The sequence below is a fragment of the Bradyrhizobium sp. USDA 4452 genome, assembly GCF_054063575.1.
Genome location: NZ_JBSSGK010000001.1, coordinates 8553743 through 8571292 on the forward strand (window position 1 = coordinate 8553743; position 17550 = coordinate 8571292).

The window sequence follows — 17550 nt, forward strand, 5'->3', positions numbered from 1 at the left end:
GGGGACGAGGGTTCGCCGAACCCACAGACGTCAGGCCGCAAGGCTCACCGTCGAACAGATTGACACTGCCACGGCCGCTCGGGCCGCGGCAAAAGCGGAAGAAGATTGATACCATGCAGGTCACCGAGACCCTCAACGAGGGACTGAAGCACGAATTCAAGATCAGCGTTCCGGCATCCGATCTCGATGCCAAGGCGGGCGCCAAGCTGGTCGACCTCAAGGACAAGGTCCGTCTCAACGGCTTCCGTCCCGGCAAGGTGCCGGTGGCGCACCTGAAGAAGATCTATGGCCGCTCGGTCATGGCCGAGACAATCGACCAGACCATCAGCGACACCAACCGGCAGATTTTCGAAGATCGCGGCTTCCGCCTCGCCGGCGAGCCGAAGATCACGATGCCGACCGAGAAGGACCAGGTCGAGGAATTGCTGTCGGGCAAGACCGACCTGACCTACACCGTTGCGATCGAGGTCGTGCCGCAGATCCAGCTCGCTGATTTCAAGTCGTTCTCGGTCGAGAAGCCGGTGGTCGAGGTCTCCGACGCCGACGTCGACGATGCCATCAAGCGCATCGCCGAAGGCAGCCGCCCGTACAGCGCCAAGACCGAGGGGACGGCGGAGAAGGGCGACCGCGTCACCATCAGCTTCAAGGGCACCATCAACGGCGAAGCCTTCGAGGGCGGCACCGGCGAGGGCATCCAGGTCGTGATCGGCGCCGGCCAGTTCATTCCGGGCTTCGAGGAGCAGCTGATCGGCATCGGCACCGGCGAGACCCGCACGCTGAAGGTCACGTTCCCGAAGAACTACCTGAACGACAAGCTCGCCGGCCAGCCGGCCGAGTTCGAGACCACCGCGACGCTGATCGAGGCGCCCGGTGAGACCGTGATCGACGACGAGTTCGCCAAGACGCTCGGCCTCGAGTCGCTCGACAAGCTCAAGGAAGCCGCGCGCGAGCGTCTGACCGCCGAGTTCGCCGGCGCGACCCGTCAGAAGGTCAAGCGCGCGCTGCTGGACCGGCTCGACGAGAGCCACAAATTCGAGGCCCCGCCGTCGCTTGTCGCCGAAGAGTTCAACCTGATGTGGAACTCGATCAAGGCCGAGATGGACTCGACCGGCAAGACCTTCGCCGACGAGAACACCACCGAGGACGCGGCCAAGGAAGAGTACCAGAAGATCGCCGACCGCCGCGTCCGCCTCGGTCTCGTGCTGTCGGAGATCGGCGAGAAGAACAAGATCACCGTGACCGACGACGAGGTCTCGCGCGCGGTGATCGAGCGCGCGCGCCAGATGCCGGGCCGCGAGAAGGAAGTCTGGGATTACTACCGCAGCAACGCCCAGGCGCTGGCCCAGCTCCGCGCTCCGATCTACGAGGACAAGGTCGTCGACTTCGTCCTGGAGCTCGCCACCGTGACCGAGAAGAAGGTCTCCAAGGATGAGCTGTTCAAGGATGAAGACGCCGAGCAAACTGCCGCTTGATTGCGGCACCTCGCGTTAATGATGAACCGCGAAAGCTGGCCTGGTGAGGGTCCCCCTCGCTAGGCGCGCCGACGCGAATCGGCTTGAACTTCTGCGGCCTGCCCAGGTGGCTAGTACGGCCAGTGCCGGTCTTGTCGGCCGGAAATTGGCCCATATCTGGGTTAAGCCTTGAGTCAGGTAGCCTTGAGTCAAGTTCTGCATCACCCCTAACCCTTGGGTTCTTTCATGCGCGATCCCGTTGAAACCTACATGAACCTTGTGCCGATGGTCGTCGAGCAGACCAATCGCGGCGAGCGCGCCTACGACATTTTCTCGCGCCTGCTGAAAGAGCGCATCATCTTCGTCACCGGCCCGGTTGAGGACGGCATGTCGACGCTGATCGTCGCGCAGCTGTTGTTCCTCGAGGCCGAGAATCCGAAGAAGGAAATCTCGATGTACATCAACTCGCCGGGTGGCGTGGTGACTTCGGGCCTTGCGATCTACGACACGATGCAGTTCATCCGTCCGCCGGTGTCGACGCTGTGCACGGGGCAGGCGGCCTCGATGGGCTCGCTGCTGCTGGCAGCCGGCGAGAAGGACATGCGCTTCACGCTGCCGAACTCCCGCATCATGGTGCACCAGCCGTCAGGCGGCTTCCAGGGCCAGGCCACCGACATCATGCTGCACGCGCAGGAGATCCTGAATCTCAAGAAGCGCCTCAACGAGATCTATGTGAAGCACACCGGCCAGACCTACAAGGCGATCGAGGACGCGCTCGAGCGCGACAAGTTCCTCACCGCCGAGGACGCCAAGGCGTTCGGTCTCGTCGACAAGGTCATCGACAAGCGGCCGGAAGACCCGTCGGCGGCCAAGGCGGCCTAACCAGGCTGCCTGACAGGGCTAGCTGATCTGGACAGCGACCCGAGGCGTCGATGTGATCTCCACATTGACGCCTCACATAGTCGGCAAAGCAGCACGGTGGAGTACCTCGCAAGCGCATGTGCTGGGGCAGAAAGTTCCGCTTTCGTGCTCATGGCTTGGCGTGGTAATCCCGCAACGTTCCGTGGATTTCGACGCGTGTTCCACGTGCGATCGTGGAAAATCACGGTATTGTCACGGTCTTGAGCCGGCCCTCCGATTAGCGAATTCTTGATAGTCGGGTGCCAGCATGGTTGGCTGTAATGCATCGGCTATGGTCGCGGAGATTCGAATAAACCGTGATCCCCACGGTCAGTATTGCGTAGGGTCTTTTTTGGTACGGAATTTGCTCTATCTACCCAAGACCCCGGTTTTGTGCCGGATTGGGTCGATCTGGCAAACAAGATCGAACGGCGGACGGAGATAATGAATGAGTAAGGTCGGCACGAGCGACGCCAAGAACACGCTATACTGCTCGTTCTGCGGCAAGAGCCAGCATGAAGTTCGCAAGCTGATTGCCGGACCGACTGTCTTCATTTGCGACGAGTGTGTCGAACTGTGCATGGACATCATTCGCGAGGAGAACAAGTCCTCGCTAGTGAAGTCGCGCGACGGCATCCCGACGCCGAAGGAAATCTGCAAGGTCCTGGACGACTACGTGATCGGTCAGAGCCATGCCAAGAAGGTGCTCTCGGTCGCCGTCCACAACCACTACAAGCGGCTTAACCATCAGACCAAGCACAACGACGTCGAGCTGGCGAAGTCGAACATCCTGCTGATCGGTCCGACCGGTTCGGGCAAGACGCTGCTCGCGCAGACGCTGGCCCGCATCCTCGACGTTCCCTTCACCATGGCTGACGCGACGACGCTGACCGAAGCCGGCTATGTCGGTGAGGACGTCGAGAACATCATCCTCAAGCTGCTGCAGGCCGCCGACTACAACGTCGAGCGCGCGCAGCGCGGCATCGTCTATATCGACGAAATCGACAAGATCAGCCGCAAGTCGGACAATCCCTCGATCACCCGCGACGTGTCGGGCGAGGGCGTCCAGCAGGCGCTGCTGAAGATCATGGAAGGCACGGTGGCGTCGGTGCCGCCGCAGGGCGGCCGCAAGCATCCGCAGCAGGAGTTCCTGCAGGTGGATACCACCAACATCCTGTTCATCTGCGGCGGTGCGTTCTCGGGCCTCGAGAAGATCATTTCCGCGCGCGGCCGTTCGACCTCGATCGGCTTCGCGGCGCAGGTGCTCGCGCCGGAGGATCGCCGTACCGGCGAGATCTTCCGTCACGTCGAGCCGGAAGATCTGCTGAAGTACGGCCTGATCCCGGAATTCGTCGGCCGTCTGCCCGTCGTCGCGACGCTGGAAGACCTCGACGAGACCTCGCTGAAGAAGATCCTGACCGATCCGAAGAACGCGCTGGTGAAGCAGTACCAGCGGCTGTTCGAGATGGAGAACATCGAGCTGACCTTCGCCGACGAGGCGCTTGGCGCGGTCGCCCGCAAGGCGATCGAGCGCAAGACCGGCGCGCGTGGCCTGCGGTCGATTCTGGAGAGCATCCTGCTCGAGACCATGTTCGACCTCCCGGGCCTCGAAGGCGTCGAGGAAGTCGTGATCTCGCGCGAAGTGGTCGAGGGAACTGCGCGTCCGCTCTACATCTACGCGGATCGTTCCGACCGCGCCGTCGAGAGCAGCGCGAGCGCCTGACGGCGCAACTTTCTGCCGTCGCAATTGACGCGGCTGCCGGGCGATCCGGCGGCCGTTGTGGCGCAGCAGTAGCGGGTATTCCCGCGTCGCAGTAAATGCCTGTTTAGCCTATATTTCCCGGCAGTTCTCAGACTTGACACCCCCGCGCCTGATAGCCACCTAATGCTATCTGTGAGGGATCTCATGCGTTGAGATTCGTCGCTTTACGATGCGGAATATGCGGCTGCTGACGGCAATCTAATTCCGGATCACCAAGGCACCTTGTGGCGGTTGCGCAAGCAGGCGGACTGCGTGCAAGGGGGCAAAACAAAAGGATAAGGCCATGACGACCTCAAAACCCCGGCCAACGATCGTCCACGGCGAAAGCCACTCCTACCCGGTGCTGCCGCTCCGCGACATCGTCGTCTTCCCGCACATGATCGTGCCTCTCTTCGTCGGCCGCGAGAAATCGATCCGCGCGCTCGAAGAGGTGATGAAGAACGATGCGCTGATCATGCTCGCGACGCAGAAGAACGCGTCCGATGATGATCCAGCTCCCGATTCAATTTACGAGACCGGTACGCTCGCCAGCGTGCTGCAACTCCTGAAGCTGCCCGACGGTACCGTCAAGGTGCTGGTCGAGGGCCTCGAGCGCGCGCGTGTCGAGAAGTATTCCGACCGCAGCGAGTATTACGAGGCGACTGCGGTCGCGCTCGCTGACACTGACGCCAACTCGGTCGAAGCCGAGGCCTTGGCGCGTTCGGTCGTGTCCGACTTCGAAAGCTATGTGAAGCTGAACAAGAAGATCTCCGCCGAAGTCGTCGGCGTGGTTCAGGCGATCACCGATTTCGCCAAGCTCGGCGACACCGTTGCCTCGCATCTCGCGGTCAAGATTGCCGATCGGCAAGCGATCCTGGAGACGTTGTCCGTCACCCAGCGCCTGGAGAAGGTGCTCGGCCTGATGGAGAGCGAGATCTCGGTCTTGCAGGTCGAGAAGCGCATCCGCTCGCGCGTCAAGCGCCAGATGGAGAAGACCCAGCGCGAGTATTACCTGAACGAGCAGATGAAGGCGATCCAGAAGGAGCTCGGCGACGACGAAGGTCGCGACGAGCTGGCCGATCTGGAGGAGAAGATCTCCAAGACCAAGCTCTCCAAGGAAGCGCGCGAGAAGGCCCAGCACGAGCTGAAGAAGCTGCGCCAGATGTCGCCGATGTCCGCGGAAGCGACCGTCGTGCGCAACTATCTGGATTGGCTGCTGTCGATTCCGTGGGGCAAGAAGTCCAAGGTCAAGAAGGACCTCGAGGCCGCGCAGGCGGTGCTGGACAGCGATCACTACGGATTGGAGAAGGTCAAGGACCGCATCGTCGAGTATCTCGCGGTGCAGTCGCGCGCCAACAAGCTGACCGGACCGATCCTGTGCCTGGTCGGGCCTCCCGGCGTCGGCAAGACCTCGCTCGGCAAGTCGATCGCGAAGGCCACGGGCCGCGAGTTCGTGCGCGTGTCGCTCGGCGGCGTGCGTGACGAAGCCGAAATCCGCGGTCACCGCCGCACCTATATCGGCTCGATGCCCGGGAAGATCATCCAGTCGATGCGCAAGGCGAAGACCTCGAACCCGCTGTTCCTGCTGGACGAGATTGACAAGATGGGCGCCGATTTCCGCGGCGATCCGTCGTCGGCGCTGCTTGAGGTCCTCGACCCCGAGCAGAACTCGACCTTCAACGACCACTACCTGGAGGTCGACTACGACCTGTCCAACGTGATGTTCATCACGACCGCGAATACGCTGAATATTCCGGGCCCGCTGATGGACCGCATGGAGATCATCCGGATCGCCGGTTACACGGAGAACGAGAAGGTCGAGATCGCGCGCAAGCATCTGATCCCGAGCGCGCTCTCCAAGCACGGCCTGGACTCCAAGGAATGGTCGATCGACGACGCGGCCTTGCTGCTGATGATCCGCCGCTACACCCGCGAAGCGGGCGTGCGCAACCTGGAGCGTGAGCTCTCCACACTCGCCCGCAAGGCGGTGAAGGAGCTGATGATCTCCAAGAAGAAGTCGGTGAAGGTCACCGAAGCGAACATCGAGGAGTTCCTCGGCGTTCCGAAGTATCGCTTCGGCGAGATCGACGACGAGGATCAGGTCGGTATCGTCACCGGTCTGGCCTGGACCGATGTCGGCGGCGAGCTGCTCACCATCGAAGGCGTCATGATGCCCGGCAAGGGCAAGATGACCGTCACGGGCAACCTGCGCGACGTGATGAAGGAGTCGATCTCGGCGGCGGCGTCCTACGTGCGCTCGCGCGCGATCACCTACGGTATCGAACCGCCGATGTTCGACCGGCGCGACATCCACGTTCACGTGCCGGAGGGCGCAACCCCGAAGGATGGTCCGTCCGCCGGTGTCGCGATGGCCACCGCGATCATCTCGGTCATGACCGGCATTCCGGTCCGGCACGATGTCGCGATGACCGGCGAGATCACGCTGCGTGGTCGCGTGCTGCCGATCGGCGGTCTGAAGGAGAAGCTCTTGGCTGCCGCGCGCGGTGGCATCAAGACGGTACTGATCCCGGAGGACAACGCCAAGGATCTCACGGAGATTTCCGATGCGATCAAGGGCGGCATGGAGATCATTCCGGTCTCGCGGCTGGATGAGGTCGTTGCCAAGGCGCTGGTCCGCGTGCCTGCGCCGATCGTCTGGGAAGAGGAGACCAGCAAGGTCGACGTCAAGCCCGATGCGTCGGATGAGGCGTCCGGCGGCCTGACGGCGCACTAAAGCGAGCTTCCATCGAAACAGGAAAACGGCGCCTTCGGGCGCCGTTTTTGTTTGGGCGGTGATCGGCCATCAGGCGGGTCGCGACTACTCCTTCTTCTCGACGACGAAGTTGCCGATCGCGCCGAGTGCCATCAGCACGCTGGTGCCGAGGAACACCGCGCGCATACCGATATGGCCGCCGATGAAGCCGCCGGCGAGTGGGCCAATCACCTGGCCGGCATATTGCGCCGAGATCGAATAGCCGAGCATGCTGCCGGTGACCGCATCAGGCACGTTGTGCCGGATCACGCTGGTGATGCAGGGCAGCAGGCCGCCGAGCGCGAGCCCCATCAGGAAGCGCAGCAGGATCAGCTGCCAGCCGCTGACCACGAAGGCCTGCGGGATCAGCAGCAGCGCCGACGCGGCGAGGCAGATCGTGATGATCCGCCAGTGGCCGACGCGATCGGCGAGCTTGCCGAGATGCGACGACGACAGCAGGCTGCCGAACGCCGCGGCTGACATCACGAGGCCGGCGACGAACGTCACCTGCGGCGCCTCGACCAGCTGCGCGACATAGACCGTGATGATCGGCTCGATCGACATGTTGGCGATCATCAGCAGCAGGCCGGTGCCCCACATCGCGACGATCGGGCGCTTGTCCGGAACCAGCGCCCAGCCGCCGCGCGCTCTGCTGCCCTTTGCGGTCTTCGGACGCGCATCCTCGCGGATCAGGAAGGTGGTGCCAAGGAAGGTGATGAAGATGACGCCGCCGATCAGGAAGAAGGTCATGCGGATACCGATCAGGCCGGGCAGGACGCCGCCGATCAAGGGACCGACCAGGCTGCCGGCCATGATGCCGGCGGACAACACGCCGATCGCCCAGCCGGACCGCGCCTTCGGCGTCTGCGCCGCGACCAGCACGCTCGAGCCCGACGCGTAGCCGCCGAGTAGCCCGGTCAGCAGCCGCAAGCCGACCAGCTCATAGACATTGTGCGCCATGCCGATCAGCGACATCGCGATCGCCATGCCGAGGCTCGCGCGGATCAGCATCAGCTTGCGGCCGTAACGGTCGGCGAGCCGTCCCCACAACGGCGCCGTCAGCGCCGCGCTGAAGAAGGTTGCGCCGTAGGCGACGCCGGACCATTGCACGATGGCGGCATGGTCGGTCACGCCGAGCTGTTCGACATAGAGCGGCAGGAACGGCAGCAGCAGCGTCATCCCCACGATGGTCGTGAAGGAGCCGAACAGGCAGACGATCAAATTGCGCTGCCAGGGGCCTGCATCAAGCAGGGCTTCGCGATCGACTTCGATGTTCACGTCAGCGCAGACCGATCACGGCGAAGCCGCGCATGCGCAGGCCGCGGCGATCCTCCTTCAGCGAACGCAGCAGGCGATCGCGGGTGTCGGTGATGTGATCGGTGGCCTCGCGCGCGGCCGAATCCGGATCGTTGGCCTTGATGAAGCCGAGAATGCGTCGGTGCTCGCGCCAGGCCTGCTCGCGCGAGGGTTCGGTCCACACTTCGAGCCAGCGTGCGCGCGACAGCCGGGTCATCGCGCCGGCTATCGCCTTGACGATGAAGGGGTTGCCGGAGAGGCGCGCGATCTCGACATGGAAATCGGTGCCGACCCGGTGCCATTCCTCGCGCGGCGCGCCAGATTGGCAGGTGTCCAGCATCTCCTCGACGCCGCCGATGTCGGCCTCGCTCGCCCGCGCACAGGCGAGACGGACGGCCGTCGTCTCCAACGGGATCCGGAATTCGGCCAGTGCCTCCAATTCACCGACGTCGATCGGCGCGACGATCCAGTTACGGCCGTCGCGGCGGACCAGCTCTTCGCTCTCCAGCCGCACCAGCGCGGCGCGGATCGGCGTGCGTGATCCCTCGAACTGGCTCTCCAGCCAGCGCTCCGACAGCCGCTCGCCGGGACCGAGGTCGAGCGAGAGGATCATCTCCCGGAGCTGGTCGTGGATCTGCAGCATCTGCGACATGGTGGTCTGCCGGTTTGGACGTAGAGTTTTAGTGTGCTGTCTAAGTATCCCAAATTGGTATCCCAAACAATCCCGCTTTGGGATACCAGCACTGTCCCAACGGAGGTGCCCGACCGTGTTCCGGATGCCTTGCGGGCCGCATCGCCGGGAACGACCTCTTAGCTGCCGCCTTGTTGCACGATGCCGAATTGGGAGAACGCGATGCAGATCGACGGGCAATGCCACTGCGGGGCAGTGACCTATCAGGCGGAGATCGATCCCGAACGGGTGTCGATCTGCCATTGCACGGACTGCCAGTCGCTGACCGGCTCGCCCTATCGCGTCACCGTGATCTGCGCCGCCGAACAGGTCCGGCTGACCGGACGTACGCCGAAGATCTACGACAAGCGGGGCGATAACGGTCGGATCCGCTTCCAGCACTTTTGTGGCGAGTGTGGCTCCCCGTTGTTCACCAGCGGCGAGGACGGTGGTCCGGATGATTGGGGAATCCGCTGGGGCAGCATTCGCCAGCGTGGCGAATTGACCCCGCGACGCCAGGTCTGGTGCCGCTCTGCGGCGCCGTGGATCAATGATCTCGAGGGAGTGCCGGCGCGGCTCAAGGATTGAAGTCCAAGGATTGAAGTCCAAGGATTGACGTCCAAGGATTGAAGTTCGTCGATTGAGGCTTTGCGGCCTTGGCGACCTTGCGCCCGAGGGGCGGGCGAGGCTAAAGAGACGCGCTGATACGGGCGGTTAGCTCAGCGGTAGAGCACTGGTTTTACACACCATTGGTCGGGAGTTCGATCCTCTCACCGCCCACCAGCCTTCGCCCCCCACTGCGGCTGGGCAAGCCCGACTTTCATGCAGAACTCGCCGCGTGCTCGGTGTCGAAGGGCGCCGGCTCCAGTCCTATGGCTGAAGCATCCTGATGGTCGAGATCGGCCACTTCCCGATGTGCCCTTTGATCGAGATGCGCAATCCGTGAGACTCGTCGAGCGACACGCCTTCGACGGTCCCTGCAGTCCCATCCGTGAGGACCGCAGCCCGTCCGACGAGTTCGGCCTCCACTTGCACATGCTCGCGCAGGATGACCGTGGCACGGTGCTTCACGAGCTGCAAAGCGGCCGCCGGTTGGTTGGTCCGACGCAGTGAGGCCATGGCTCGGTTCTCCCTGAGCGCGCGGAAAGGGCGCGATCCCGGCCGTGGGGTAGTCTGTGGGGTGGCCGGGACCGCGCTTGCTCCGCGCTGGTCTGCCAAATGTCATTCGGCAGCCGACGATACGAAAGGTGCCGAAAGTCACGGACGCGTCGCGGGCCGGGCTCGGTTCCTGTTGGCGAGATGTCACTCGGGTTTGGCGCCGACGCGGCTGCGATGCTATTCTCTCCGCCTAACCGGGAACTTGATGCATGCGTAAACTCGCCGCGATTTTTCTTCTCGCCTTGATTGCCGAACCGGCATGGGCGCAGCAGGACCATGTTCAGCGCTATCGCGAAGAAATCGAGAAGTCGCCGGCGGATGTGGCCAACGAGGCGCGGCAGCAGCGCGCCTACCAGCGCGCACTCAGCGGGGTGCCGGACCAGAAACCGACCGATCCGTGGGGCATTGCACGCAGCAATGACGGGCAGGCCGCCCCGAAGGGGACTGCCGCGAAGACGCCTGCGCCGAAGCAGGCCAAGCCCACAAGCGCTGCCGCCAAATAATCAGAGAGTGCGGACCAGGTCGATGAAGTATTACGTCTGCAAATTGACCGGACCGCGCCCGACCTTCCCACAGGACATGACGCCGCAGGAAGCCGAGATCATGCAGGCGCACGTTGCCTATTGCGGCGAGTTGCTGCAAGCCGGCAAGGCGCTGATCTTCGGCCCGGTGGCCGATCCCGCCGGCGTTTGGGGAATGGGCGTGCTGCAATTGTCTGACGATGCCGATCCGCTAGAAATCGTCGCCAACGATCCCGTCAGCAAGGCCAATGCCGGATTCACCTACCAGGTGATGCCGATGCTGCGCGCGGCGACACGCGAGACTTGCTAGAGTCTTCTCAACAAGGTTGGATCGCATGAACGCAGGTCATCCGCAGAACGCCGATCAGATTGCATATTGGAACGGGCCGGGCGGCCAGCGCTGGGCGTCCAGGCAGGCCGCGCAGGATATCGTGCTGCAGCCGGTGCTCGACCTCTTGATCGATCGCGCGGCGCCGAAGGCCGGCGAGCGCGTCGTCGATGTCGGCTGCGGCAGCGGCGCTTCGAGCTTCGCGCTGGCGTCGAAGGTCGCGCCCGACGGCCGCGTGCTTGGTGTCGACGTCTCGGAGCCGATGCTGACGCGGGCCCGTCAGAGCACGCCGCAGGGATTGCCGGTCGAGTTCGCGCTCGCCGATGCGACGGTCTATCCGTTCGCACCCGCGAGCTTTGACCTGTTGGCCTCGCGCTTCGGCGTGATGTTCTTTGCCGATCCCGCGGCGTCGTTCACCAATCTGCACAAGGCAATGAAGCCGACGGGCCGTCTTGCTTTCGCGTGCTGGCAGGAGCCGCGCGAAAATCCCTTCTTCATGACGCCGCTGCAGGCGGTCTACAGGCACGTGCCGAAGCTGCCGCCGCTCGGCCCCGAGGATCCCGGCCCGTTCGCGTTCGCATCCGAGGCCCGGGTGAAGCGGATCCTGGGTGAGGCCGGCTTTTCCGGCATTGCCATGGAGCCGTGCAAGGTCGAGCTCGATGTCGCGACCGGGCGGGGCATCGATGCGGCGATCCAGGGGGCGCTCGAGATCGGGCCGGCCAGCCGCGCGCTGGAGGGCCACCCGGATGAGGTGCGCGCCGCCGCCACCGCGTCGATACGCGAGGCGCTGGCGCCGTTCGTCAAAGGCGATGCGGTGCCGCTGCCCGGCGCGATCTGGATCGTGACGGCGCGGGCCTGATCAGGCCTTCTCTTCCCAGATCATCGCCAGGTGCACGATGGTCTGCACGGCCTTCTCCATGTCCTGGCGGCTGACCCATTCGAGCCGCGAATGGAAGGCGTGCTCGCCGGCGAAGATGTTGGGGCAGGGCAGTCCCATGAAGGACAGCCGCGAGCCGTCGGTGCCGCCGCGGATCGAGGTCTTCACCGGCGATAACCCGGCGCGCTCGATCGCCTCGATCGCATAGGCGACGATCTGGGGATGGCGATCGATCACCTCTTTCATGTTGCGGTATTGCTGCTTGACCTCGATACGGTAGGTCGAGCGCGGATATCCCTTCATGACATCCTTCACGATCGCTTCAAGCAGTGCTTCCTTCTGCTTCAGGCCGGCTTCGGTGAAATCACGCACGATGAAATCGATCCGCGCGTTTTCCAGTGCGCCTGAGATCGCGACCGGATGCAGAAAACCCTCCTTGCCTTCGGTGGTCTCGGGCGAGCAAGTATCCTTCGGCAGGCGATCGACGATCGCGGCCGCGATCTTGATCGCGTGTTCCATCTTGCCCTTGGCAAATCCCGGATGGGTCGCGACGCCTTCGATGATGATGCTGGCACCATCGGCGGAGAAAGTCTCGTCCTCGATGTGGCCGGCGGTCTCACCGTCCATGGTGTAGCCGAAGTCGGCCCCGAGCTTCTTGATGTCGACCTTGTCGACGCCGCGGCCGATCTCCTCGTCCGGCGTGAACAGGATCTTGATGGTGCCGTGCTTGATTTGCGGATTGGTCACCAGGAAATGCGCAGCATCCATGATCTCCGCAAGGCCCGCCTTGTTGTCGGCGCCGAGCAGCGTGGTGCCGTCGGTCGTGATGATGTCGTTGCCGATCTGGTCGGCCAGCGCCTCGTGCTCGGCGGCGCGGATCACCTGCGAGGCATCGGCCGGGAGCACGATGTCGCCGCCGCGATAGTTCTTCACGACCTGCGGCTTGACGTTCTTGCCGGTGCAGTCGGGGGAGGTGTCCATGTGCGAGCAGAAGCAGATCACCGGCACCGTCTTGTCGGTGTTGGCCGGGATCGTGGCATAGACGTATCCGTGCGGATCGAGATGCGCATCCGATATGCCCATCGCCTGCAACTCGGCGACCAGCAGGCGGCCGAGATTCTTCTGCTTCTCGGTGGAGGGCGTGGTCGGTGAATCCGGGTCGGACTGGGTGTCGATCACGACATAGCGCAGGAAGCGCTCGGTGACGGTGTGCTTGAAGTCGAGAGCCGGTGCCAGCATGAAGACCGCGCAAGGGTAGGAGAACGGGAAAAGGCGCTCAGGCGAAGTTCGCGCAAGCAAGGCGCATCGAAAGATAACTCTACAACAGAAAAGCGCCACTCCGGGTCGCGTCGCGAGCCGAAATGGCGCTTGGTATCGAGCAAGAGAGTTAAGAACCCTAGACGGCTTCCTTCAGCTCCTTGGCGGCGCGGAAGGCGACCTTCTTGCTCGCCTTGATATGGATCTGCTCGCCGGTCGCCGGATTGCGGCCCATGCGGGCGGCGCGCTTGCGGACCTGGAGGATGCCGAGGCCGACGATGCGGATCCGCTCGCCCTTCTTGAGGTGCTTGGTGATGCGGGTGACCATGTCGGTCAGGATCGCCTCGGCCTGCTTCTTGGACAGCTCCTGCTCTTCGGCGATGGCCGCCGCCAGGTGCTTCAGCGTGATCGTCGCCGGGGTCGCTGCTTTCTTCGCCATGTGTGGCCCTCCTCGTTGCTGAATGGCTGGATTGCTGCTTCGACGCGAATGGCGCGCCGTTCGCGTCGGGAAAATGCGTCCGGAAAAGCCCCGAAACCGCCGGTTCTGGGAACGGGCAGCGCCAGGCCCGGCCACAGGAAACCCAGACCTATCAGGCCTTATTTGATTCGGGGCTTTGCTGACTACGCCGTTTCCCCTGAAAACAGGCGACAACGCGCGCCCACAGCACGAAAATGCCGGTGCTGTGCAGGGCTCCGCAACGCGCTTGACTATCGGGATGCGGGCCTTTATGCCCTCGATCCTGCGCGGATCAATCCGATGATCGGCATCCGCGGGAGTAGCTCAGTTGGTTAGAGCGCCGCCCTGTCACGGCGGAGGCCGCGGGTTCGAGTCCCGTCTCTCGCGCCAGTCTTATCAAGCACTTAGCTCCAAGTTCCAGTTCTAAGACGCGTTGCGCGCCGACCGTCCTGACGTGCTCGAACCTTCTTGGCCCGGGCTTCCGGCACGCAAAAGCAGCCGCGCTCCCAAACGTGCGGCATTTAGACGATCTCGATGGCCGGTTCGCTCCCGACGATCGCATGGTCATCACTCACGGGCGCAATCCAACATTCCGAGACACCCGACTCGATCAGCCAGGTTTCCGGCTTCGCTCCTTCTCCAATCACGACTGTTGCGTCCTGATCCGGGAGTGCCCGCAGCACCTGGACGAGTTCGCGGACTTTCATCGGCACGCTTCCCAAAGGTCGACCAATTGGTTCACCTCTCAAGCGAGCATCACATCGGCTGATGCGATAGTGACTATCGCCATCAGAGCAGCGAGAAACGCACGAGCGGCAGGTCTCGGTCCCGCGCGCAGCGTATCGCGCCAGCCTGACGCCAGCCTTACTCTCATCGCATCGCGCTCGGTGACAGCGCTCGCAACCAGCGAACGGGAACGACATCAGCGGTTCCATCGGCTTCCGGAACTCAGACGTTTGCGGTGGGTCTTAAAGTTGCCGGAGTAAGCGAAGACAGTTTCAGGAAATTCAAATGACACGAGCGTGGGCGAGGGCTGACGAAGCGAACCTGGACACGGAGGCGTGCTGATGAATTGGAGTTCGTGGCTGAAAGAATACTACAACGACGAACTGGAAAGAGCGGACGCCGCCTGCCGAAGTGGAGAGTCCGTCTACGACGCACTGAAATGGATCGACGATCCGTATCTGTGGAATGTACTGCTCTGGAAGGAGTATGATGGCTTCAAGGCGATCAAGGCGGCCATTCCAGATCCGCCAGACGCCGGGACCCAGAAGAACTGGAGCGGTCGTTCCGGGATGGAGCTCGGCGCCGCCGTCACCGAAACCTATCGCCTGTTGCATGACAAGCTCAGGCGTCATCTGGACAAGCCATTCGATGAATGCCAGGTGCTGGACTATGGCTGCGGCTGGGGCAGCGTGCTCCGTTACTTCATGAAGGATGTGCCGCTCCGCAATCTGCATGGTTGCGATCCGCACAAGGGCATCATCCAGGTCGCGCAACGCTCCAACCCGCGCGCCGATATCGTGTTGTCGGAAAGCTTGCCGAGACGTCTGCCGTTCAATCAGAAATTCGATGTCGCCTACGCGCTATCGATCTGGACGCACCTCTCGCCTGCCGCGAGCGACACATGCCTGACCGCGGTCCACGATTCGCTGGAGCATCGTGGTCTCTTTCTCCTGACCGTTCGGCCGCCGGCATACGCATTCTATGAGCCGATTTCCAAATTGCCTGGCTGGGATCAGCAAAAAATCGCCGAGACCGTGGCGCGAGACGGATTCTACTTCTATCCGCAAAGCTATCCGGTCGATGGCGAAATGACCTACGGCGAGACGATCATCAGCAAGCGGTACATCGAGACGCAGTGGACCGACCGGTTCGATCTCGTTGACGTCGGCATGAACGGGATCTCGCCGTATCAGAGCATCATCGTTCTCCGAAAGAAGTAAGGCCGCCACGAGATCGTATCGGCGTTGATCGGTCGCGGCAGGACATAAAAATCATGCCGCGTCAGCTCCGTCGCCGCGACGCCGCATTGAATTCACAAACGGCCACCCGCTGCCTTGATCAGGCAAAGAATGCGGCGACCGCGTTGAGGTCGGATTGTCCCGGGGCGTCGCCGCGCAAATTCGCGTCGATGATGCGGCGGCAAGCGTCGACCGTGTGGGCATCGCCCAATTCGTTGGCGGCCTCGAGGATCGACCAGACCGTATCCAGGGGAATGTCGCTCTGCATGGTCGCGTTCGGGTCTGACAGCATCGGCGCCGCCGGGGTTAGAATTCGAACAGGTCGCGGCCGCGCCGCGCCAGCGTGTGCAGGTCCGCCACCGTGCCACGCACGGCGTTGCAGCGGCGGCATTCGATGATGGTGTCGCCGGAGGCGTGTGCGGGATCGGCGACCTTTATCGCCAGGCTGCCGCAATCTGTGCAGATGATCTTGAAGCCGGTCGAAATTACTTGCTGCTGCAAATTCATTGTGGACCTGCGCCTCTGTTGACGCGCACCTTACGGAACAACTTTTAAGACAGCGGCCGCGGAGCGGATTGCAATCGAACGGCCGCGTTAGGAGGCGGTTAAGATTTCACCGCGGCTGCGCGGCCGCGCTCGAGACGATCGGGACCAACAAAAAGCCGCCCGAAGACGGCCGCTTTGTCTGCCGAAGCCAGAACCCGTCTTACCGGACCGTCGAGGTGCCCGAGGAGGTGATTGCGACAGGTTTGCCGGCCTTGATGACCTGGTTGGTCTGGGCGGTCTGGGTGAAATCTGCGTTGTTCCGGGCCGAAATGCCGAAAGCCGCAACCCCGATGGCCGCAACGAGCGCAACCACCACAATCTTGAGGTGGGTCGCGCGATCGGCTGAATGGATCGAGTGGTTCATGGTCGCCTCCGGGCGTCTATGCGCCGTCTATGGCACCTACTGGTAAGCCCCATCTGTTTCCGGATCGTTTCGTGAGTTCCGGAAATGGTTTCGTGCCACGGGCGGATCGGTTTCACCGTGCCTTGCGTCACAGAAAGGGAGGGCTGAAACTGGCCACGGGCGCGGGCTGCGCCTGGGAGAAAAACAACAATGAAAACAAAGAAGATGACCCGCCGACGGATGCTGGGAACCGGCTCCATGGCGCTTGCCGCCGCGATGTTTGGTAAGCCGTCTCTTGCTGCTGCCGAGTTCGATCTCAAGCTCGGCGTCAACACTCCGGAAACCCATCCCCTAACAATCCGTTTGGCCGAGGCGGCCAAGCTGGCCGGCGCGCAATCGTCCGGCCGGCTCAACATCACGGTGTTCGCCAACAGCCAGCTCGGCGGCGATCCGGAGATGCTGTCGCAGGTCCGCGCCGGCGGGATCGAGCTGTTGGCCGCGCCCAGCATGACGTTGTCGACGCTGGTGCCGCTGTCGGGCCTGCCGAGCATCGGCTTCGCGTTCCAGTCTTACGACCAGGTCTGGGCCGCGATGGACGGCGGCGTCGGCGACATCGTGCGCGAGGCGATCGCCAGAACCGGCGTCATGCCGCTGAAGATGGTCTGGGACAACGGCTTCCGCCAGATCACCTCGTCGTCGAGCCGGCAGCTCAACAGCGTCGAGGATCTCAGGGGTTTTAAAATTCGCGTGCCGGTGACGGCACTGCTGACCTCGCTGTTCTCAGGGCTTGGCGCGCTGCCGTCGAGCATCTCCTACAGCGAGCTCTATTCGGCGCTGCAGACCCACATCGTCGAGGGCCAGGAGAATCCGCTGGCGCAGGTCTCGACCGGAAAACTGTACGAGGTGCAGAAATACTGCGCGCTGTCGAACCATTGCTGGAGCGGCTACTGGATCCTTGGCAACCGCCGTGCAATGGCGGGCCTGCCGCCCGATCTCGTCGAGCTCATCAATGCGGCATTCGACGCGGCCGCGGTCAAGGAGCGCGCCGATCTGGTCGAGATGGATCGCTCGTTGCAGGCCGAGCTGACCGGGAAGGGCATGACGTTCAACAAGCCGGATCCCGTGCAGTTCAGGGCTGCGCTGGTGAAGGCCGGCTTCTACACCCAGTGGCAGAAGACCTATGGCGCGGACGCCTGGGCGGTGCTGGAGAAATACACCGGCAAGCTGACGTGACGGCGCACAGGTCGCGAGCAGCACTACAGCGCTGTGGCAAAGAAGGCACATCGCTG

Annotated in this window: 19 protein-coding genes and 2 tRNA genes; 12 read left to right on the forward strand and 9 right to left on the reverse strand. The window is 63.0% G+C overall.

Features of this window, described 5'->3' with window-relative positions; translation table 11 throughout:
- The first annotated feature begins 113 nt into the window (after positions 1-113).
- From tig to lon, 4 genes are all read left to right on the forward strand, one after another.
- Positions 114-1472: a trigger factor gene (tig, locus tag ACVISU_RS40640; protein WP_050405641.1), complete on the forward strand. Its 1359-nt coding sequence runs from the start codon at positions 114-116 to the stop codon at positions 1470-1472.
- 225 nt (positions 1473-1697) lie between these two features.
- Entirely contained in the window at positions 1698-2333 is a 636-nt protein-coding gene (locus tag ACVISU_RS40645) for an ATP-dependent Clp protease proteolytic subunit (protein ID WP_021079148.1), read from the forward strand.
- A gap of 466 nt (positions 2334-2799) precedes the next feature.
- A complete protein-coding gene (gene clpX, locus ACVISU_RS40650) occupies positions 2800-4074 on the forward strand; it encodes an ATP-dependent Clp protease ATP-binding subunit ClpX (RefSeq protein ID WP_018271869.1) in 1275 nt (424 codons plus the stop codon).
- Between the two features lie 322 nt (positions 4075-4396).
- Complete coding sequence (gene lon, locus ACVISU_RS40655; RefSeq protein ID WP_456710683.1) at positions 4397-6826, forward strand: endopeptidase La; 2430 nt, start codon at positions 4397-4399, stop codon at positions 6824-6826.
- Between the two features lie 84 nt (positions 6827-6910).
- Here the strand turns inward: lon and ACVISU_RS40660 are convergent, their stop codons facing one another.
- Together ACVISU_RS40660 and ACVISU_RS40665 are read right to left on the reverse strand one after the other, a co-directional pair.
- Entirely contained in the window at positions 6911-8122 is a 1212-nt protein-coding gene (locus tag ACVISU_RS40660; RefSeq protein WP_456710684.1) for an MFS transporter, read from the reverse strand.
- Position 8123: 1 nt separating this feature from the next.
- The gene (locus ACVISU_RS40665; RefSeq protein ID WP_050405638.1) at positions 8124-8792 is read right to left on the reverse strand and encodes a GntR family transcriptional regulator; all 669 of its coding nucleotides are present in this window, start codon (positions 8790-8792) and stop codon (positions 8124-8126) included.
- A 201-nt stretch (positions 8793-8993) separates the two neighbouring features.
- On the opposite strand from ACVISU_RS40665, the gene ACVISU_RS40670 reads away from it, so the two are divergent.
- Together ACVISU_RS40670 and ACVISU_RS40675 are read left to right on the forward strand one after the other, a co-directional pair.
- Positions 8994-9398, forward strand: a complete 405-nt coding sequence (locus tag ACVISU_RS40670; protein WP_050405637.1) for a GFA family protein — start codon at positions 8994-8996, stop codon at positions 9396-9398.
- Positions 9399-9518: 120 nt separating this feature from the next.
- Positions 9519-9593, forward strand: a tRNA-Val gene (locus ACVISU_RS40675).
- Positions 9594-9680: 87 nt separating this feature from the next.
- On the opposite strand, the gene ACVISU_RS40680 is transcribed toward ACVISU_RS40675, so the two are convergent.
- On the reverse strand, positions 9681-9929 hold the full coding sequence (locus ACVISU_RS40680; RefSeq protein WP_050405636.1) for a hypothetical protein: 249 nt from the start codon (positions 9927-9929) through the stop codon (positions 9681-9683).
- 248 nt (positions 9930-10177) lie between these two features.
- On the opposite strand from ACVISU_RS40680, the gene ACVISU_RS40685 reads away from it, so the two are divergent.
- Genes ACVISU_RS40685 through ACVISU_RS40695 form a run of 3 tightly spaced genes read left to right on the forward strand, consistent with a single transcriptional unit; the run spans position 10178 to position 11676 of the window.
- On the forward strand, positions 10178-10471 hold the full coding sequence (locus ACVISU_RS40685; protein WP_063695439.1) for a hypothetical protein: 294 nt from the start codon (positions 10178-10180) through the stop codon (positions 10469-10471).
- 22 nt (positions 10472-10493) lie between these two features.
- On the forward strand, positions 10494-10799 hold the full coding sequence (locus ACVISU_RS40690) for a YciI family protein (protein ID WP_456710685.1): 306 nt from the start codon (positions 10494-10496) through the stop codon (positions 10797-10799).
- Between the two features lie 25 nt (positions 10800-10824).
- The gene (locus tag ACVISU_RS40695; protein WP_456710686.1) at positions 10825-11676 is read left to right on the forward strand and encodes a class I SAM-dependent methyltransferase; all 852 of its coding nucleotides are present in this window, start codon (positions 10825-10827) and stop codon (positions 11674-11676) included.
- Here ACVISU_RS40695 and pepT read toward each other — a convergent pair whose 3' ends face one another.
- Positions 11677-12933, reverse strand: coding sequence for a peptidase T (gene pepT, locus ACVISU_RS40700; RefSeq protein WP_456710687.1), 1257 nt, complete (start codon positions 12931-12933; stop codon positions 11677-11679).
- Between the two features lie 157 nt (positions 12934-13090).
- Complete coding sequence (locus tag ACVISU_RS40705; RefSeq protein ID WP_224924859.1) at positions 13091-13414, reverse strand: HU family DNA-binding protein; 324 nt, start codon at positions 13412-13414, stop codon at positions 13091-13093.
- A gap of 307 nt (positions 13415-13721) precedes the next feature.
- Between ACVISU_RS40705 and ACVISU_RS40710 the strand changes: the two genes are divergently transcribed.
- Positions 13722-13798: transfer RNA gene (locus ACVISU_RS40710), tRNA-Asp, on the forward strand.
- A 131-nt stretch (positions 13799-13929) separates the two neighbouring features.
- Here ACVISU_RS40710 and ACVISU_RS40715 read toward each other — a convergent pair.
- Entirely contained in the window at positions 13930-14115 is a 186-nt protein-coding gene (locus ACVISU_RS40715; RefSeq protein ID WP_456710688.1) for a hypothetical protein, read from the reverse strand.
- 360 nt (positions 14116-14475) lie between these two features.
- Here ACVISU_RS40715 and ACVISU_RS40720 point away from each other — a divergent pair, with 360 nt between their 5' ends.
- Complete coding sequence (locus ACVISU_RS40720) at positions 14476-15354, forward strand: class I SAM-dependent methyltransferase (RefSeq protein ID WP_456710689.1); 879 nt, start codon at positions 14476-14478, stop codon at positions 15352-15354.
- A gap of 118 nt (positions 15355-15472) precedes the next feature.
- On the opposite strand, the gene ACVISU_RS40725 is transcribed toward ACVISU_RS40720, so the two are convergent.
- The 3 genes from ACVISU_RS40725 to ACVISU_RS40735 all read right to left on the reverse strand — a co-directional run bounded on the left by ACVISU_RS40725 (position 15473) and on the right by ACVISU_RS40735 (position 16282).
- Positions 15473-15640 (reverse strand): hypothetical protein, encoded by a 168-nt coding sequence (locus ACVISU_RS40725; protein WP_456710690.1) that lies wholly within the window; start codon positions 15638-15640, stop codon positions 15473-15475.
- Positions 15641-15678: 38 nt separating this feature from the next.
- Positions 15679-15879 carry a hypothetical protein gene (locus tag ACVISU_RS40730; protein WP_050405629.1) on the reverse strand — a complete coding sequence of 67 codons (201 nt, stop codon included), beginning with the start codon at positions 15877-15879 and terminating at the stop codon, positions 15679-15681.
- A 199-nt stretch (positions 15880-16078) separates the two neighbouring features.
- Positions 16079-16282 carry a hypothetical protein gene (locus tag ACVISU_RS40735; RefSeq protein ID WP_021079164.1) on the reverse strand — a complete coding sequence of 68 codons (204 nt, stop codon included), beginning with the start codon at positions 16280-16282 and terminating at the stop codon, positions 16079-16081.
- A 255-nt stretch (positions 16283-16537) separates the two neighbouring features.
- Between ACVISU_RS40735 and ACVISU_RS40740 the strand changes: the two genes are divergently transcribed.
- On the forward strand, positions 16538-17494 hold the full coding sequence (locus tag ACVISU_RS40740) for a TRAP transporter substrate-binding protein (protein WP_083992171.1): 957 nt from the start codon (positions 16538-16540) through the stop codon (positions 17492-17494).
- Positions 17495-17550 lie beyond the last annotated feature (56 nt).

Coding starts and splice junctions, on each gene's coding strand:
- tig (WP_050405641.1), top strand. CDS start 114: ATGCAGGTCACCGAGACCCTCAACGAGGGACTGAAGCACGAATTCAAG.
- ACVISU_RS40645 (WP_021079148.1), top strand. CDS start 1,698: ATGCGCGATCCCGTTGAAACCTACATGAACCTTGTGCCGATGGTCGTC.
- clpX (WP_018271869.1), top strand. CDS start 2,800: ATGAGTAAGGTCGGCACGAGCGACGCCAAGAACACGCTATACTGCTCG.
- lon (WP_456710683.1), top strand. CDS start 4,397: ATGACGACCTCAAAACCCCGGCCAACGATCGTCCACGGCGAAAGCCAC.
- ACVISU_RS40665 (WP_050405638.1), bottom strand. CDS start 8,792: ATGTCGCAGATGCTGCAGATCCACGACCAGCTCCGGGAGATGATCCTC.
- ACVISU_RS40670 (WP_050405637.1), top strand. CDS start 8,994: ATGCAGATCGACGGGCAATGCCACTGCGGGGCAGTGACCTATCAGGCG.
- ACVISU_RS40680 (WP_050405636.1), bottom strand. CDS start 9,929: ATGGCCTCACTGCGTCGGACCAACCAACCGGCGGCCGCTTTGCAGCTC.
- ACVISU_RS40685 (WP_063695439.1), top strand. CDS start 10,178: ATGCGTAAACTCGCCGCGATTTTTCTTCTCGCCTTGATTGCCGAACCG.
- ACVISU_RS40690 (WP_456710685.1), top strand. CDS start 10,494: ATGAAGTATTACGTCTGCAAATTGACCGGACCGCGCCCGACCTTCCCA.
- ACVISU_RS40695 (WP_456710686.1), top strand. CDS start 10,825: ATGAACGCAGGTCATCCGCAGAACGCCGATCAGATTGCATATTGGAAC.
- pepT (WP_456710687.1), bottom strand. CDS start 12,933: ATGCTGGCACCGGCTCTCGACTTCAAGCACACCGTCACCGAGCGCTTC.
- ACVISU_RS40715 (WP_456710688.1), bottom strand. CDS start 14,115: ATGAAAGTCCGCGAACTCGTCCAGGTGCTGCGGGCACTCCCGGATCAG.
- ACVISU_RS40720 (WP_456710689.1), top strand. CDS start 14,476: ATGAATTGGAGTTCGTGGCTGAAAGAATACTACAACGACGAACTGGAA.
- ACVISU_RS40725 (WP_456710690.1), bottom strand. CDS start 15,640: ATGCAGAGCGACATTCCCCTGGATACGGTCTGGTCGATCCTCGAGGCC.
- ACVISU_RS40730 (WP_050405629.1), bottom strand. CDS start 15,879: ATGAATTTGCAGCAGCAAGTAATTTCGACCGGCTTCAAGATCATCTGC.
- ACVISU_RS40735 (WP_021079164.1), bottom strand. CDS start 16,282: ATGAACCACTCGATCCATTCAGCCGATCGCGCGACCCACCTCAAGATT.
- ACVISU_RS40740 (WP_083992171.1), top strand. CDS start 16,538: ATGTTTGGTAAGCCGTCTCTTGCTGCTGCCGAGTTCGATCTCAAGCTC.